Source organism: Acidobacteriota bacterium (genome assembly GCA_016196065.1).
GTDB lineage: Bacteria > Acidobacteriota > Terriglobia > Terriglobales > Acidobacteriaceae > Acidiflorens.
The window spans coordinates 655,742-671,004 of sequence record JACPYL010000025.1; the positions used below are offsets into that span (position 1 = coordinate 655,742).

At 58.1% G+C, this 15,263-nt stretch carries 14 protein-coding genes and 1 tRNA gene; 7 read left to right on the forward strand and 8 right to left on the reverse strand.

Annotated features, from left to right (window positions below; genetic code table 11):
• Window positions 1-24: 24 nt before the first annotated feature.
• Complete coding sequence (locus HY010_20670) at window positions 25-606, reverse strand: isoprenylcysteine carboxylmethyltransferase family protein (protein ID MBI3478155.1); 582 nt, start codon at window positions 604-606, stop codon at window positions 25-27.
• A 206-nt stretch (window positions 607-812) separates the two neighbouring features.
• On the opposite strand from HY010_20670, the gene HY010_20675 reads away from it, so the two are divergent.
• Window positions 813-2,183 (forward strand): adenylosuccinate lyase, encoded by a 1,371-nt coding sequence (locus tag HY010_20675; GenBank protein MBI3478156.1) that lies wholly within the window; start codon window positions 813-815, stop codon window positions 2,181-2,183.
• A gap of 249 nt (window positions 2,184-2,432) precedes the next feature.
• Complete coding sequence (locus HY010_20680; GenBank protein ID MBI3478157.1) at window positions 2,433-3,506, forward strand: beta-propeller fold lactonase family protein; 1,074 nt, start codon at window positions 2,433-2,435, stop codon at window positions 3,504-3,506.
• A gap of 87 nt (window positions 3,507-3,593) precedes the next feature.
• Here HY010_20680 and HY010_20685 read toward each other — a convergent pair whose 3' ends face one another.
• The gene (locus HY010_20685; GenBank protein MBI3478158.1) at window positions 3,594-4,070 is read right to left on the reverse strand and encodes a MarR family transcriptional regulator; all 477 of its coding nucleotides are present in this window, start codon (window positions 4,068-4,070) and stop codon (window positions 3,594-3,596) included.
• 179 nt (window positions 4,071-4,249) lie between these two features.
• On the opposite strand from HY010_20685, the gene HY010_20690 reads away from it, so the two are divergent.
• Entirely contained in the window at window positions 4,250-4,990 is a 741-nt protein-coding gene (locus HY010_20690) for a BON domain-containing protein (GenBank protein ID MBI3478159.1), read from the forward strand.
• 58 nt (window positions 4,991-5,048) lie between these two features.
• Here the strand turns inward: HY010_20690 and HY010_20695 are convergent, their stop codons facing one another.
• Entirely contained in the window at window positions 5,049-6,296 is a 1,248-nt protein-coding gene (locus HY010_20695; GenBank protein ID MBI3478160.1) for a hypothetical protein, read from the reverse strand.
• Between the two features lie 157 nt (window positions 6,297-6,453).
• Window positions 6,454-7,341 carry a tetratricopeptide repeat protein gene (locus HY010_20700; protein MBI3478161.1) on the reverse strand — a complete coding sequence of 296 codons (888 nt, stop codon included), beginning with the start codon at window positions 7,339-7,341 and terminating at the stop codon, window positions 6,454-6,456.
• Window positions 7,342-7,639: 298 nt separating this feature from the next.
• Between HY010_20700 and HY010_20705 the strand changes: the two genes are divergently transcribed.
• The 4 genes from HY010_20705 to HY010_20720 all read left to right on the forward strand — a co-directional run bounded on the left by HY010_20705 (window position 7,640) and on the right by HY010_20720 (window position 12,782).
• Complete coding sequence (locus tag HY010_20705) at window positions 7,640-8,692, forward strand: oxidoreductase (GenBank protein MBI3478162.1); 1,053 nt, start codon at window positions 7,640-7,642, stop codon at window positions 8,690-8,692.
• Between the two features lie 42 nt (window positions 8,693-8,734).
• The gene (gene glpK / locus HY010_20710; protein MBI3478163.1) at window positions 8,735-10,240 is read left to right on the forward strand and encodes a glycerol kinase GlpK; all 1,506 of its coding nucleotides are present in this window, start codon (window positions 8,735-8,737) and stop codon (window positions 10,238-10,240) included.
• Window positions 10,241-10,278: 38 nt separating this feature from the next.
• Entirely contained in the window at window positions 10,279-11,010 is a 732-nt protein-coding gene (locus HY010_20715; GenBank protein MBI3478164.1) for an aquaporin family protein, read from the forward strand.
• A gap of 200 nt (window positions 11,011-11,210) precedes the next feature.
• The gene (locus HY010_20720) at window positions 11,211-12,782 is read left to right on the forward strand and encodes an FAD-dependent oxidoreductase (GenBank protein ID MBI3478165.1); all 1,572 of its coding nucleotides are present in this window, start codon (window positions 11,211-11,213) and stop codon (window positions 12,780-12,782) included.
• Between the two features lie 172 nt (window positions 12,783-12,954).
• Here HY010_20720 and HY010_20725 read toward each other — a convergent pair whose 3' ends face one another.
• The 4 genes from HY010_20725 to HY010_20740 all read right to left on the reverse strand — a co-directional run bounded on the left by HY010_20725 (window position 12,955) and on the right by HY010_20740 (window position 15,121).
• Window positions 12,955-13,533 carry a hypothetical protein gene (locus HY010_20725; GenBank protein ID MBI3478166.1) on the reverse strand — a complete coding sequence of 193 codons (579 nt, stop codon included), beginning with the start codon at window positions 13,531-13,533 and terminating at the stop codon, window positions 12,955-12,957.
• Between the two features lie 122 nt (window positions 13,534-13,655).
• Window positions 13,656-13,731 (reverse strand) — tRNA-Thr (locus tag HY010_20730).
• A gap of 236 nt (window positions 13,732-13,967) precedes the next feature.
• Window positions 13,968-14,591 carry a hypothetical protein gene (locus HY010_20735; protein MBI3478167.1) on the reverse strand — a complete coding sequence of 208 codons (624 nt, stop codon included), beginning with the start codon at window positions 14,589-14,591 and terminating at the stop codon, window positions 13,968-13,970.
• 38 nt (window positions 14,592-14,629) lie between these two features.
• Window positions 14,630-15,121 carry a hypothetical protein gene (locus HY010_20740; GenBank protein MBI3478168.1) on the reverse strand — a complete coding sequence of 164 codons (492 nt, stop codon included), beginning with the start codon at window positions 15,119-15,121 and terminating at the stop codon, window positions 14,630-14,632.
• Window positions 15,122-15,263 lie beyond the last annotated feature (142 nt).

Sequence of the window (15,263 nt, forward strand, 5' to 3'; positions counted from 1 at the left end):
AATGCGGATTATATCTGGGTCTGCCTACAGGATTCGCGGGATGAACGCAGGAACAGAACGACGATACGCGCGATACTCTTCGCCAAACCGCTTATCCAACTCCGCATCCTCCATCCGAATCATCACCGCGCCGGTCACGATCGCAAAGACCGTAAGACCCCAACAGACGACGAGGCCCGTCCCCATGCTCCACGCCAGCATCTCGCAGAAATGCGCCAGGTACAAAGGATGCCGCACGCGAGCACGAATGCCTCCCGTAACGAGTCGCTGATCGCGGTTCCCGGCGTGAATCTCCGGCAGGCCGCCGAGTTGCTTGGCGCTGAAGTTCTTACTGGATCGAAAATAGAGATACAGGCCGGTGGCAAAGAACACTGCGGCAGGAAGCCAGTTCCAGACTCCTCGATAGAGTGCCACATGCCGCCACTGAGATGTGGCGATGGCCACGACGATCCACATCAAAACCCAAACAGGTACGAGTATGCGATACGGAGATCGCCGCTGCGATCGCCAGCGATCCGCGAATGGGTGAATCGTCAGCCAGAAAGCTGGGATCGTCGAATACACCACGCAGGCCAGCCAACCAATGATGTTCAGTCCCCCGCGCATAGATATGAAATCTTAGCAGCCGGCGAGGATTGGTCCCGGAGGGACCGCTGACAATAGCCCGCCAGGTTTCCCCAGCGCTAAAGCGCTGGGCTATTATCGCTCGCCCTCCGGGGCTTGGATTTGCCCGCCTCGGCACCTGCCGCCTTACAGCACATCAGCATCTCGGTGATTTACAATCTTGAGTTCCCTTTTCGGAGAGACCCACTGTGATCCCACGCTATACCCGGCCCGAAATGGCCCGCATCTGGAGTGACGAAAACCGCTTCCGCACCTGGCTGGCCGTTGAAGTCGCTGCCACCGAGACCCTGGCCGAGGCTGGCATCGTGCCAAAAGAAGCGGCGAAGGCGATCCGCCAGCGCGCCAACTTCAATGTGGACCGCATCTTCCAGATTGAAGCCGAGGTCAAGCACGACGTCATCGCCTTCACCACTGCGGTCGCGGAAATCGTCGGGCCGCATGCGCGCTGGTTTCACTACGGATTGACCTCCAACGACGTGGTCGACACGGCGCAGGCCCTCCTCATCCAGCAGGCGTCCTCGCTGATTGCAGGCGATCTGGAACGGCTCGCGAACGTGCTCGAACGTCGCGCCTGGGAATTCAAAGACACGCCCATGATCGGTCGGACCCATGGCGTCCACGCCGAGCCAATTACGTTTGGCTTCAAGATCGCTAACTGGTATTCCGAGACGCAGCGCAACATCGTGCGATTCAAAGCGGCCACCGAAGACTTGCGCGTGGGAAAATTCTCCGGCGCAGTGGGCACGTTCGCGCATCTGTCACCGGAACTCGAAGAAAAAATCTGTGCGCGCCTGGGATTGAAAGCCGCCGCCGTATCTTCGCAGGTCATTCAACGCGACCGGCACGCGAACTATCTCGCGACCTTAGCCGTGGTCGCTTCAACCCTCGATAAGATCGCCACCGAAATTCGCCACCTGCAACGGACTGAAGTCCGCGAGGCAGAGGAATTTTTCAGCGAGAAGCAAAAAGGCTCGTCGGCGATGCCGCACAAGCGCAATCCCGTAACCTGCGAGCAGATCAGCGGACTCGCGCGTGTTGTGCGTGCCAACGCGCAGGCCGGATTTGAGAACGTTCCGCTCTGGCACGAGCGTGATATCTCGCACTCATCCGCCGAGCGCGTCATCATCCCAGACTCGACAACGCTCGCCGACTACCTACTGAACAAGACGTCGAACCTGATCGAGACGATGTTCGTGTATCCCGAACGCATGCTGGCCAACTTGCACAGCACGCGCGGCCTGGTCTTCAGCGGGCAACTACTGCTCGACCTGGTAGAAGCCGGAGTGTCACGGGAAGACGCCTATCGACTGGTGCAAGAAAATGCCATGCGCGCATGGAGAGAAGATCTGGACTTTCATGCGCTGGTGCTTGCCGAGCCGAAAATCGCAGGAAAAGTGCCCCGCGCCAAGATCGAGCATGCCTTCGACCTGAAGCGGCAACTCAAGAATATCGACAAGATCTTTGCCCGAGTGTTTCCCGAGAATGGCCGCGCGAAGGGCATTGCCCGGCAGAAGTCTGGCAAGGGTGGCAGCACAAAACAGAGGAAGACATCCCGCTGATTTCCGGTCGGAAACCACTCGGCATTGTTACCGTTCGTTGACAAAGATCCTTTCTAATTCGTGATAAACTCTGCGCCGAGTTGAGCGCCATCTGTTAGTTGTGCGCCGCAGTGAGGTGTTGCCGTGGCAAATAGACACCTGCCATTCGTCGTTGCTCTTCCGCTTCTTCTCGCTTTGTGTCTGGGGTGCGGCTCTTCCCCCACGATGACACCGCCCCCGCCGCCTCCAACTAAGTCGGAGTTCCTCTACATGCTGACCTTGCAGCCTCCGCCGGGAGGCGAACAACTTACTGCTTTCAAGCTGGACCCGGCCACTGGAGTATTGATGTCGCCGACGACTACACCAGTCACCTTGGTTGCAGGGCTGGCCGTCGATCCATCGGGCAGGTTCCTCTATGCTTCTAACGCCGACGTTTTTGCGCCCGCCATTGACATCTTTTCCAGTGATTCGAAGAGCGGCTCCCTCACGCAAGATGGCGCCTTCGTGCTCACCACCATCTGTCCGTTATGCGCTCCCGTCAATGGGCCGGGCGCACTGGCCACGGATCCACAAGGCCATTTCCTCTACTACGGCAGCAATACTTTCGGATTTGGCCTAACCGAGGTTGTGGGCGGCCTTTCGGTAGCGGCCGGAACGGGCGCTCTCAATTTTGTTCCTGGCTCGCCATTCTCCGCCGATGACGTGCCCTTCTACCTGCAGGTGCACCCGGGCGGGCACTTTCTCTTTACGGTGAACACCCCCAACCCTCCTGACTTCTCAGTGAGCGGCGTTTCTGGATTTTCTATCGACTCCAGCACAGGCGCTCTCACTCCCGTTCCGGGATCGCCTTTCAGTGTGTCGCTACACGCTGACCTGGCCGGTTTCGCAATCCATCCTTCGGGGAAGTATCTGTATGTGAGCACGGCGAAATCGGCCAACGGCATTCTCGCCTGGAGCGTCGATACCGCCACCGGCGCGCTCTCGCCGCTGACGGAGTCTCCGTTTGCTCCGGGCACTTCTCCGGTGGGCATCGCCATCAACCCTTCCGGCAAGTTTCTGTACTCAGCGAATCCCCTGAGTGGCGGCGGTATCTTCGGGTTCACGATCGACAGCGCGAGCGGTGCCCTGACTCCCCTGACCGGCTCTCCGTTCGACATGAGTGCCCGTTTGGGGGACTGCACGATTGATCCTTCGGGAAAATTCCTGCTGGCGGCTGACGCAACGAACAAGACTCTCGTTATTTTCTCGATCGATGCCTCGACTGGCGCACTTTCTCAGATCGGAAGCCCAACTCCGCTGGACGCCGTACCGTTTGTAATACTGATGACGAAAGCGCCTCAGTAAGCCGACCCATTCCCTGGCGACGGCGCGGATCGGTATGGTTTCCTACTGGGATGGAACAGATCGCGAATCTCGAAAGGCCACGCGTCGCTATTTTCGGCCCGGGTCTTTCCTCACCAACTCCAGCAAATCAACCAGCTTCTGCAGATTCTCGGGACCGACGTGCCGCAAAATCTCGCGGCCGTGCTTTTGGATGGGCGCATCCATCTCGCGCAACAGCTTCAGTCCAGCGGGGGTGATCTTCCCGTAAATGACGCGGCGGTCCTGGTCCCCGCGCGCGCGCTTCACGAAACCCATATTCTGCAGACGATTCAACAGCCGCGTGATGTCGGGATCGCGTGTGATCATGCGCTCGCCGATCTCACTGCATGGCAATCCCTCCGGCCCGGCGCCGCGCAGGATGCGCAACGCGTTGTACTGCGTCCCGGTTAGCCCGAATTCCTTCAGACGGGCTTCGACTTGCGCCTGCAATGCGTCTGTCGTTCGCAGCAGGGAAAGATAGGCTTCCTGCTCCGGACCGCTGAAAGGAGCCTTCTGTTTGAGTTCCGCTTGCAGTCCGCGCGCCATGTGGCGAGATTATTTGTCATGACGAGGATATGTCAAATCCGTGTAAAGGACTGATCACGAGATATTTACAATCGCCTCCCGCGGCGATACATCTTCCGCGAGGCCGCACCGCATCTATTTAACTAACCGGTTAATAAGGTGGCGTGGGAAAACCGGAATTTTGCAGTGAGGATGGCAACATGAAGAAAGTATTCGGGTTTACTACTGTCGCGTTGCTGCTCCTGCTGAGCATGACCGCTCTGGCCGCAACCGGCCGATACGATCAGCAAATTCAGCAGGCGGTCAGCATGAAGATGCACGATGCGCAGCAATTTCAGAATGTGCAGTCGAGCGTTGAGGATGGAATTGTCACACTGCATGGCACTGTCGGCCTGTTCCAGGACAAGGTTGATGCCGCTAAGAGAGTGAAGAAGGTTTCGAACGTTGCAGGAGTTCGAAATCATATCGCGGTCGCGGGCACAACTCTGTCCGATGACCAGCTTCAGCAGAAACTGGCAAAGAAGCTGGCCTATGACCGCGTCGGATACTTCGACAACACGTTCAACTACGTCGAACTTGGCGTAAAGAATGGAGTGGTGACTCTCGGCGGCTACACCTATAACGACGTCGCCCGCGATTCAGCGCTGGCGATTGTGCAACGCATGCCGGGCGTCAAGGACGTGGTCAGCGAAGTGAAAGTGCTACCGACCTCGATCTTCGACAACGAGCTACGCGCTCGCACCGCACGCGCAATCTATCGCGACTCCGTGCTGGGACGATACGCGATCGACCCCGTGGACCCGATTCGCATCGTGGTCGACAACGGGCACGTGACGCTTTATGGATCTGTCCAGAGCCAAATGGACAAGAACATCGCCGGCCTGCGGGCTGGTCAGGTGTTCGGAGCATTCAGCGTTGAGAACAAACTTGCGGTGAACTAAGAAGTTGACCGTTTTCGAGGGCGCAGCGCAAGCTGCGCCCTTGGTTGTTTCAACATCGTTACGGTGTGAATTTGTAGATCATCCCTTTGCGGCTGGTCCCACCGGATGGCGTTGCGCCATACAGATTTCCGGCGGCGTCGAAAGTCAGCCCATAGTTGGGAGCATAGCCGTCGAAATTCTTCCCGAAGAAGTGGATGATATTTTCCTTCCAGCCGCCGTTGCCGAGAGTGAGTTTGAAGACGGTGCCACAATCGCACGATGGTCTTCCGCCAGCCGACGTTGTTCCAAATAGATTGCCTGCTCCGTCAAAAACGAGCGTAGCAGTCGGAAGGCTGCCGTCGGTATCTCCCAGAAAACTGTAAAGGACATTCTCCTGCCACTTGCCGTTCGGGCCGGGTGCTAACTGGTAGGCAGTTCCCATTCCTGCGACTCCCCCGAAGTAGGTCGTGCCATATAGATTTCCGGCGCTGTCCCATGTGAGTCCTCCGTACGGATTGGCGCCGTCGGGCATTCCCTTGAAAGCATCGAGAGTGGTGAGGGTCCAGCGGCCGCTCGGCGTCCGCCAGAGCTTGTAGATCGTGCCCAGTCCATTCGTGCCGCCCTGCTCGGTGACACCAAAAATATTGCCGCTGGCATCCAGCAACAGATCACCCATGGATCCCGTAGCGCCATCCTTGCCGCCGGAGAAGTTGTGGAGGACCTTCTTGTGCCACGTGCCGTTCGGGGTGGGGGTAAGCATGAATATGGTCCCGAAGGAATGGGTCCCACCGTTCGGAGTCGTACCGAACAGGTTGCCGGCCGCATCGAATATGACACGGCTCCCTGGACCACCGCCGTCCTTGTCTCCCTTGAAGTTGTAGATTGTCGAAAGGAACCATTGGTCGCCGACGAGCGCCAACTTGTACACCACGCCGCAACCGTCCCCGGCACAAATCCCGGCGTTGCCTCCAGCGACTGCAGTTCCGTAGAGGCTTCCGTCGGGACCAATCGTGACTCCGGCGTGGGGATCGAGTCCGTCATTGCCTCCGGTGAAGCTATAGATCACGGTCTGAACCCAGGAATCCCCCGACGGGGTCAACTTGAAGATGGCGCCGAAATCGAACTCGCCGCCGCCAGCGGTGGTCCCGTAAGCATTGCCCGCGCTGTCGAACGTCAAATGGGTCGCAGGATCACGTCCATCGACGCCCCCTGTAAAACTGTAAACACGCTTGTAGCCAACCGCCCAGGCGGCGCTCGTCATGAACGCGGCAACCGCGAAGACAACACACGCCTTACCGATAGATATCCAAAGGTTCTTGCTTTTCATTTTCGACTCCTCGCCTCAGAAGTGATTGCGAGCCGGAGACAACGTTAGTCGAGTCACGGCAGGGTTTGGGCCGGAACTATAGCATTGAAATCGCCGGAAAGCCACGTCCCGGGGACATTCTCAGGGTGTTTGTGCGTTGCAGGAAGGTGCGGCGCCCCTAGTTGGCGCGACGGGCGTACACCAGTTTCAAACCGTCGGCTTGCAGGATCCGTTGAATCTGATGCTTGGCGTGGACTGCCCATGGGCCTGCGGTATCGAGCCGCACATAGGCACGCCAGTGTTGCAGAGCTTTTCGGGGTTCGCGAATCTTCTCGTAGGCCAGCGCCAGGTTGTAGTGCGCGTCCGCGTACGTGGGCGCCAGTTGGATCGCGGTCTTGTAGGTCGCGATCGCTTCCTGCACACGACCGGTTTCATCGAGCACGTTGCCTAAATCGAAATGGGCGAGCGCATACCGTGGATCGATCTCAATCGCGGAGCGGTAATGCCGTTCAGCCGCCGAATATTCCTGCCGGTTGTAATAAAGCGTTCCCAGGTTGATGTGTGCGGCAGCGTGATTAGGATCCATTTCCAGAACCTTTAGATAGGCTGCAATGGCCTCGTCCTGCGTGCGGGGCTCTTCTTCCAGGGCAATACCGCGCGCAAACAACTCGGCAACGTCGGTGATAACCAGTTCCGGCCCGGTGCGGGGCGGACTGGCCACGATCTTTTCCTGATTTGCGAAATCGAACATGAACTGCCCTGCAATCGGCTCGAATACTCGCCCGTCATGACGGAAAGCGACGCGCCGCCCAGTTTGATACGAACCGGCTTCGATGAGCGGATTCTCCATGCCCGCAACCTGCTTCTGCATCGCTTCCAGTGATTGCCGGATCATCGCCGGGCGCACCTTCTGCGCACATAGATCGCGAACTTTCTTGATTTGCAGCAGATCAAAAAAAGAGTAGCTCTCGGCTGCCGTGACCAGTGCGGCCTTTTCCCACGCCTGAAGTTGGCGCGACGTGATCCGCAAGATGCGCAGCAGATCGGCTCTGCAGTAACTTTGCACGGCGATTTCCACTTCCACTCATAATTATCCGTAACTCTTGGTTGAGAAAGCAAGTAGCAAGCCAGTGGAAACTGTGGAGAACGAGCCTGAAATAGCACAGAAGTGGTAGAGAAATACGACAACGGACTGGCATTCGACGCCCCGGAAAAGAAAAACGGTTCGTGCCCAAGAGACGACCCTGCTACCCTGACAAGTCGCGTAACCCAGTTCTCAGTTCTCAGCGAAGGCGCCTGGCGAACTAGGGTTTACTGAGAACTGAGAACCGGGAACTGAGAACTGCTACTAGGAGACTTCATCGATGCGAACGGTGCAAGTTGGATTGATTGGATGGGGACTAGGCGGCCGGATTTTTCATGCGCCGATGATTCGTGCGGTGCCGGGGTTGCAACTGGCTGCGATCGTGGAACGATCAGGCGACACCGCTCGCGCAGCCTATCCGGATGCGCGAATCGTTCGCAGCGTTGACGAACTGCTTGCCATTGACTCGATCGAACTGGTGGTCGTCACCACTCCCAATACAACGCATCTTGATCTCGCGTGCCAATGCTTGCGAGCGGGGCGGCATGTCGTCGTGGATAAGCCTTTCGCAACAACTTCGGCAGAAGCTGCCGAGATGCTGAGGGTCGCACAAGAATCCAAGCGCTTGATCACCGTCTATCAGAATCGCCGGTGGGACGGCGATTTCCTGACCGTGCGACGAGTCATCGACGAGGGCAAGCTTGGACGCCTGGTCCTTTTCGAATCGCACATGGAACGCTATCGTCCCAACCTCAAGGCGGACACGTGGCGGGAGTTGCCGACGCCAGGAAGCGGCCTGTGGTTCGATCTCGCACCGCACATGCTCGATCAGGCGTTCCTGCTCTTCGGGCCGCCGGTATCGATGACCGCCGAGTTGCGCGCGGAACGCGACGGCGCGGTCGTCGATGACGCTTTCGATGTCGTGTTGCACTACTCCAAATTGCGCGTTCTATTGCGATCCAACTTGCTCACGTGTGTGACGGGGCCGCGCTTTCGTCTGAATGGAGTTCGCGGGTCGTTTGTGAAGTCCGGTACCGATCCGCAAGAAGACGCGCTCAAGAGCGGCGGAACTCTGGACCAGGCAAACTGGGGCAAGGATCCCACTGAAAACTGGGGCACACTTTCCATTGCGGACGGTGACAAGATCACTGCTTCCCGCATTCCGACTGAGGTCGGCAATTACAGCCACTACTACCAGAACGTGTACGACGCAATCGTGTCCGGAACAGCGCTTGATGTTTCCCCGCAACACGCATTGGATATCATGCGTGCGCTGGAACTGGGAATCGAGAGCAGCCGGCGTGGATGCAAGCTGCCTTTCGCGAAGTCATAGAGATCAGGTCGGAAGAAGTGCGGCAGACGGAGGAATCACCGTATGTCCAGCTATATTGGCGCGATTGATCAAGGGACCACGAGTTCACGTTTCATCGTGTTCGATCGATCCGGTCGCATTGTCAGCGTGGCGCAGAAAGAACATGAGCAGATTTATCCCAAGCCGGGATGGGTCGAGCATGATCCCGAAGAAATCTGGCGCAACACGCAAGCTGTCATGCAGGAAGCCATGCAGGCGCGCGGACTGCGTCCCGCGGACCTGGCCGCGATTGGAATCACCAACCAGCGCGAAACGACCGTGGCGTGGCATCGCAAGAGCGGCAAACCCGTCTACAACGCAATCGTGTGGCAGGACACGCGCGTCGCTCCCACCGTGGCCACCTTCGCGGCAAAGGGCGGCCAGGACCGTTATCGTGCCCGGACCGGACTCCCACTCACAACTTACTTCAGCGGCCTCAAGATTCGATGGATCCTCGAAGAAGTTGCCGGCGCCCGCGCGCAAGCCGAAGCTGGCGACCTGCTGTTTGGCAACATCGACACCTTCCTGATCTGGAATCTCACCGGCGGGCCAAATGGCGGCGTGCACGTCACCGATGTCACCAACGCCAGCCGCACGCAGTTGATGAATCTGAGCACACTCGATTGGGATCCCGAGATTCTGCAGGATTTCGGCATCCCGCGAAAGATACTGCCCAGGGTCGTCTCGAGCAGCGAAGTCTATGGGCACGCCAGTGTTCCCGCTGTAGGGGGCGTTGCGATCGCCGGCGATCTTGGCGATCAGCAAGCCGCGCTGGTCGGGCAGGCCTGCTTCAAACCGGGTGAGGCCAAGAATACGTATGGCACCGGCTGCTTCATGCTCATGAACACCGGAGAGCGGGCCGTACCGTCGAAATTCGGTTTGCTGACCACAGTTGCGTATCAGCTGGGATCGAAGAAACCTTGCTATGCGCTCGAAGGCAGCGTGGCGATCACGGGTGCTCTCGTGCAGTGGGTCCGCGACAATCTTGGACTCATCGAAAAGAGCGCTGATATCGAGGCGCTCGCCCGGCTGGTGCCCGACAACGGCGGCGTATATTTCGTCCCAGCATTTTCCGGCCTCTACGCACCTTACTGGAAAGACGACGCACGTGGTGTAATCGCAGGCTTGACCCGCTACGTCAACAAGGGACACATCGCCCGCGCCGTGCTCGAAGCCACCGCGTTTCAGGTGCGCGAGGTCGTCGATGCCATGGCGAACGACTCCGGAATTACGCTTGACGTTCTGCGCACCGACGGCGGAATGGTGAGTAACGAGTTGTTGATGCAGTTCCAGTCCGACATTCTCGCGAAGCCCGTGGTGCGTCCGCAGGTGCAGGAAACGACCGCGCTCGGCGCCGCCTACGCTGCTGGACTGGCAGTAGGGTTTTTCAAGGACACTGACGAACTGGTCGCCAACTGGGGCGTGGACCGGCGTTGGGAGCCCTCCATGGCCGAGCAGTCTCGCGATCGCCTCTACCACTACTGGAAGAAGGCAGTCACGCGTTCGTTTGATTGGGTGGAACCGGCGTAGCGCAGTCAATCTGAATTTGAAGTCTCAAGGAGTCCACAATGCATGGACCACTGTTAGGCGAATTCATGGGCACGCTGGTTTTAGTCTTGCTCGGAGACGGCGTCGTCGCGAACGTTCTGCTCAAGAAATCCAAAGGCGAGAACTCAGGCTGGATCGTCATCTCCACGGGATGGGCGATGGCGGTCGTTGCCGGAATATTTACCGCGATCGCATTCGGCAGTCCGGGCGCCCACATTAACCCGGCAGTGACGTTGGCGGTCGCGATCACGTCAGGCAGTTGGTCAAACGTGGGTACATTCTGGATCGCACAGTTCCTGGGAGCATTCGCCGGCGCGTGCCTGGTGTGGCTGACCTATCTTGCGCACTGGAAAGAAACGCCGGACGCGGACGCGAAGCTCGGAATCTTCAGCACCGGGCCAGCGATTCGCAACCTCCCGGCAAACCTGTTAACCGAAATTATCGCGACCACTTTCCTGATCGTCGTTGGCTTCAGTTTTGGCAGTAAGGCCGTATCGACCACGGGCCTGTCGGCGGGTTTTGGTCCGTGGTTGTGGGGAGTGTTGGTGTGGTCGCTGGGCCTGAGTCTGGGCGGCCCGACTGGATACGCGATGAATCCGGCCCGCGACCTGGGTCCGCGCGTGGCCCATACCCTGCTTCCGATCAGCAACAAAGGCGGGTCCGACTGGGGCTATGCGCTGGTACCGATTGTTGGCCCATTGATCGCAGGCGGTCTGGGCGCAGTAATCATTCGCATTGCAGGCGTGAATTAGTTCTTGATGCTCTGCAATATCCGCCATACACCGTTGGGGGGTTGGTGCTGTACAAGATTCGCCATACGGCGGTTGCAGGGGTTGGCGCTCTACCCGGTCCGTCAATACGCCACAATCGGGAGGGCACGACTTTAGTCGTGCCGCTATGTGTTTGAGTTGATCGCGCTTTAGCGCCTGAGGGAATCGTTCTTCAAACTGCCATGAACCGCAGCGAAATGTGGACCCGCATCGACTCCCATCCCCACGAGTGGGACATGATCGTCGTGGGCGGCGGCGCGACCGGTGTAGGCGTCGCCATCGATGCCGCCGCTCGCGGCTACGATGTATTGCTGCTGGAACAAAGCGACTTCGGCAAAGGCACTTCCAGCCGCAGCACCAAACTCGCGCACGGCGGCGTGCGTTATCTCGAGCAAGGCAACATCGGCCTCGTCATGGACGCGCTCAAGGAACGCGGCCTCCTCCTGCAGAATGCGCCGCACCTTGTCCACGATCTCGCTTTCGTCGTGCCCAACTACGACTGGTGGGAAGCTCCGTTCTACGGACTGGGCTTGAAGCTTTACCAACTCCTCGCCGGGAAATATGGCTTTGGAACATCACGCATCCTGTCGCGTGAAGAAACACTCGAGCACCTTCCCACGCTCAAGGAAGAAGGCTTGCGCGGAGGCGCCGTCTATTACGACGGTCAGTTTGACGACGCGCGTCTGCTCATCCACATGGTTGCGACCGCGTCCGAGCAAGGTGCGATCCCGCTGAACTATGTCGAAGTCACTGGGCTCACTAAAGACGCGCAAGGATTTGTTGACGGTGTCAACGCGCGCGACGCGGAAATGGGCCGGGAGTTTCACGCGGCGGCTAAAGTCGTGATTAACGCCACGGGAGCGTTCAGCGATCGCCTGCGCCTGCAAGCCGAACCCGAGGCCGCGCCCCTGATCGCAGCCAGCCAGGGAATTCACCTGGTGTTCGATTCAGCGTTTCTTGCCGGCGACAGCGCGATCATGGTCCCGCACACGAGCGACGGACGAGTCCTGTTCGCCATCCCTTGGCACGGTCACACGCTGGTCGGAACAACCGATACGCCGATCGAGCAGCTGACTCTCGAACCCGTCGCCATGGAAAAAGAAATCGACTTCATCCTTTCGACCGCCGGGCAATATCTGGACAAAGCACCGACCCGTGACGACGTGCTGAGCGTATTCGCCGGGATCCGGCCGCTGGTGCGATCATCCGGCGCTTCGAGCACGGCGGCACTATCGCGCGACCACGTGATTCACATCGATCGCTCCGGCCTGGTCAGCATCATGGGCGGCAAATGGACGACCTACCGTCACATGGCAGAAGACTGCGTCGACCAGGCCGCAACACTCGCGCAATTACCCGAACGGCCATGCGTGACGCAGCATCTGCATATCCACGGATTTCACGGCGAGGCCAAACAGTTCGGTTCCCTGGCGATGTACGGCTCCGACGCGTACGACATTCGCAAGCTGATCGAGAACGACGTCCACCTCGGAGAGCAGTTGCACCCGGCATTGCCGTATCTGAAAGCAGAAGTCGTCTGGGCCGCTCGTTGCGAGATGGCTCGCACCATTGAGGATGTCCTTGCCCGCCGCACGCGCGCGCTATTCCTGAACGCGCAAGCTGCGCTGGACATGGCTCCCGCGGTGGCGGACTTGATGGCAGGTGAGTTGGGCTGGGATACGCACACTAAGGCTAGACAGTTGAAAGCGTTTCGCAAGGTAGCGGCGAGCTATAGCCTGCGCAGAAGGAACTAGAAATTACAGATGGACTCGTTAGATGTTGGAGCCGACGACCATAATTGAACTGGCGACCTGCCGATGCAGGATCACCGCTTCTAAGGTAGTCAAACCATTGATTCTTCAGCGATCTCTCGGTCGCGTTTTTGGCAGGAGTAAGCGGTTCCGATCGAAGTTGTTAGGAAGCTTGTTAGGATTTGCCTTTCGAAGGATCGAGAATTGTCTGGACGACGTTCATGGTTGCGGTGCTGGCGTTCGCGCGGCCGCGATACACAGTGACCTTGGTGCTTGGCGTGAATCGCGTCTTGAACTCCTCCAAGATGGGATCTATCCGCTTAAACATCCCTTCGAGGTCCCACTGTTTTGTCCGTTCATACCTCATCGTCGTGCAGTGCATCAAGAATTTTGAGATCTGGTCGTAGCACTTCTTCCCATCCTCGCCGAAGTCCGTATCCACTTCTTTCATCGCCTTGATCAGACCTGAATACTCCCGAGGATCGACGGCTTTTCCGTACCACACCTCCGGTTCGTTGATGATCAAGTCCGTCATCTCGTTCTTGCGGTTCGTGAAGAACGCAAGGAGGTTCCTCGCATGTAGAAGGAAACCCTCGATAGACAAATAGTACTCACCTCTCGCTGCGAGTGATCCGCCCGCATCGACACGTTTGCGCTTTTCCGGATGCGTTGAGAAGCCCTGCCGCAACATGTCTATCTCATAGAGGATCGTGTCTGCGTGGCTGCCTTTTCCGGCTCTCTCGTCAAGCGACATGGTGCTACTCTAGCAGCCGGGTGCCCCATTCATTCGCGTTCTTTGCGAATGAGTGGGTCTCTGCCAAGCTCGATCAGAATCACTCGGGCCACTTGTTGCAGGAGGAATCGTTCGGAAGGAAATGGAGCCGACGACCAGAGTTGAACTGGTGACCTGCCGATTACGAATCGGCTGCTCTACCAACTGAGCTACGTCGGCTTCTGAAGCGCTCTGTTAGTTTATCAAATCGCAGGTTCTCAAACCCTGGAACGCCTGGCCTCCGGGGCTAAAGCCCAAATTAAGAAAAGCACTTATCGCAGCGGTGAACCGCTGCGCCACCCAAAATCAAGGGGAGCGCGGAATGTTTCAGCAACGGCTAAAGCCGCTCAGGGGCGAACTCCTGGCATGCCTGAAGGCATGCCGTGATACGAATCTTTTCAAACTGAGCCACTATCCTAGTTGTCGAAGACTTCGACCCAAAGTGTCTCATCGGTCTTCAGGCAGCCAAACTCCAGCCAGCGCGGGACATTCGATCCATCCGCATAAATCGGGCGTGAAAAGCACAACGTCCCCGGCTGTTCGAGGCAGTAGTTCTCCATCTGGCGATAGATCTTGCCCTGCGCCGACCATCCGCGATTCAAGTGTCGATCTTGCGCAAAGACGTTGACATCGAGTCCGCCGCCGATGCAGTGCGCCATGAAATGTCCCTTGTCGCGCTCGCCATCGAGGAACTCTTCGGTCGGCGTGGCCCAGCCTCGCATCCGTCCCGGTTCCCGAGTCGCGTCGGCTTGGGAAGAAATGCCGATCACGGCTACCACCCGGTCGGCAACGGTCTGGTCAAAGGGCACTTCACCCGAGAATTCCAGCTGCGAGTAGAGATCGCAGAAGTAATCAAACGTGCGGTGCCGAAAACGCACGAGGTTGGTCTCGTGCCCAACGGTATTCAGATACGCATCACGCCAACGGAGCGGGAGTTGTTGTTGCAGGAATCGGGCTACGTCAATTACGCCGTCTGCCCTTGCAGACGACAGGATGACGTCGTAGTCGACCGCGTACTGGGATGGGAGCAGGCAACTCACGTCTGTTCACAGGACAATCAGTGCGCGGCCGTTCCAGCTTATGCTGCGTTGGCTAGCGCCTGATATTCGTCATCCGATTGCGTAGGTAATAGTACCCAGAGCGTGTAGATGCCGAGGGCCGTTCCGATCGGCACATTGAAGAGCGACAGGAAACCGAGAACCAGTGCGACCACGCGAGCCCATGGCTCTCGTTGCAGCAGGCCCCAACCGGCAAAGAGTCCAGCAGCAGCCTTGACGAGAATCAATCCGCCAATGAAGGTCAAGAACGGACGAAGCCACACACTGACTTCCGGCGGAGGTCCATCCGGCACGCGGAACGCGCCACCGAAGACGGTGTGCGCAACGATCACCAGTGCGATGCCGCCAAACACGAGCAGTGTCGAGTAGGCCATCCAGAGAATCCCCACCAGCCGGACATGTTCCTGTACACGATTGCGGCGATAGCCCATCGGGCCGACTACAGCCTTGCCACAACGCAGACAACTTGATTGCGCCGGTTGCAACTGCGTGCCACATTGATCGCAGAACATAGTTTTCCCTCGCCAGGTGATACGCACTTCACAGCACAACAGTTCAATAAACAGTTCTCGGTTCTCAGTTCTCAGTTCTCAGTTTCAATTGCATTCGAAATAGAGGTTTTACTGAGAACTGAGAACCGGGAACTGAGAACTG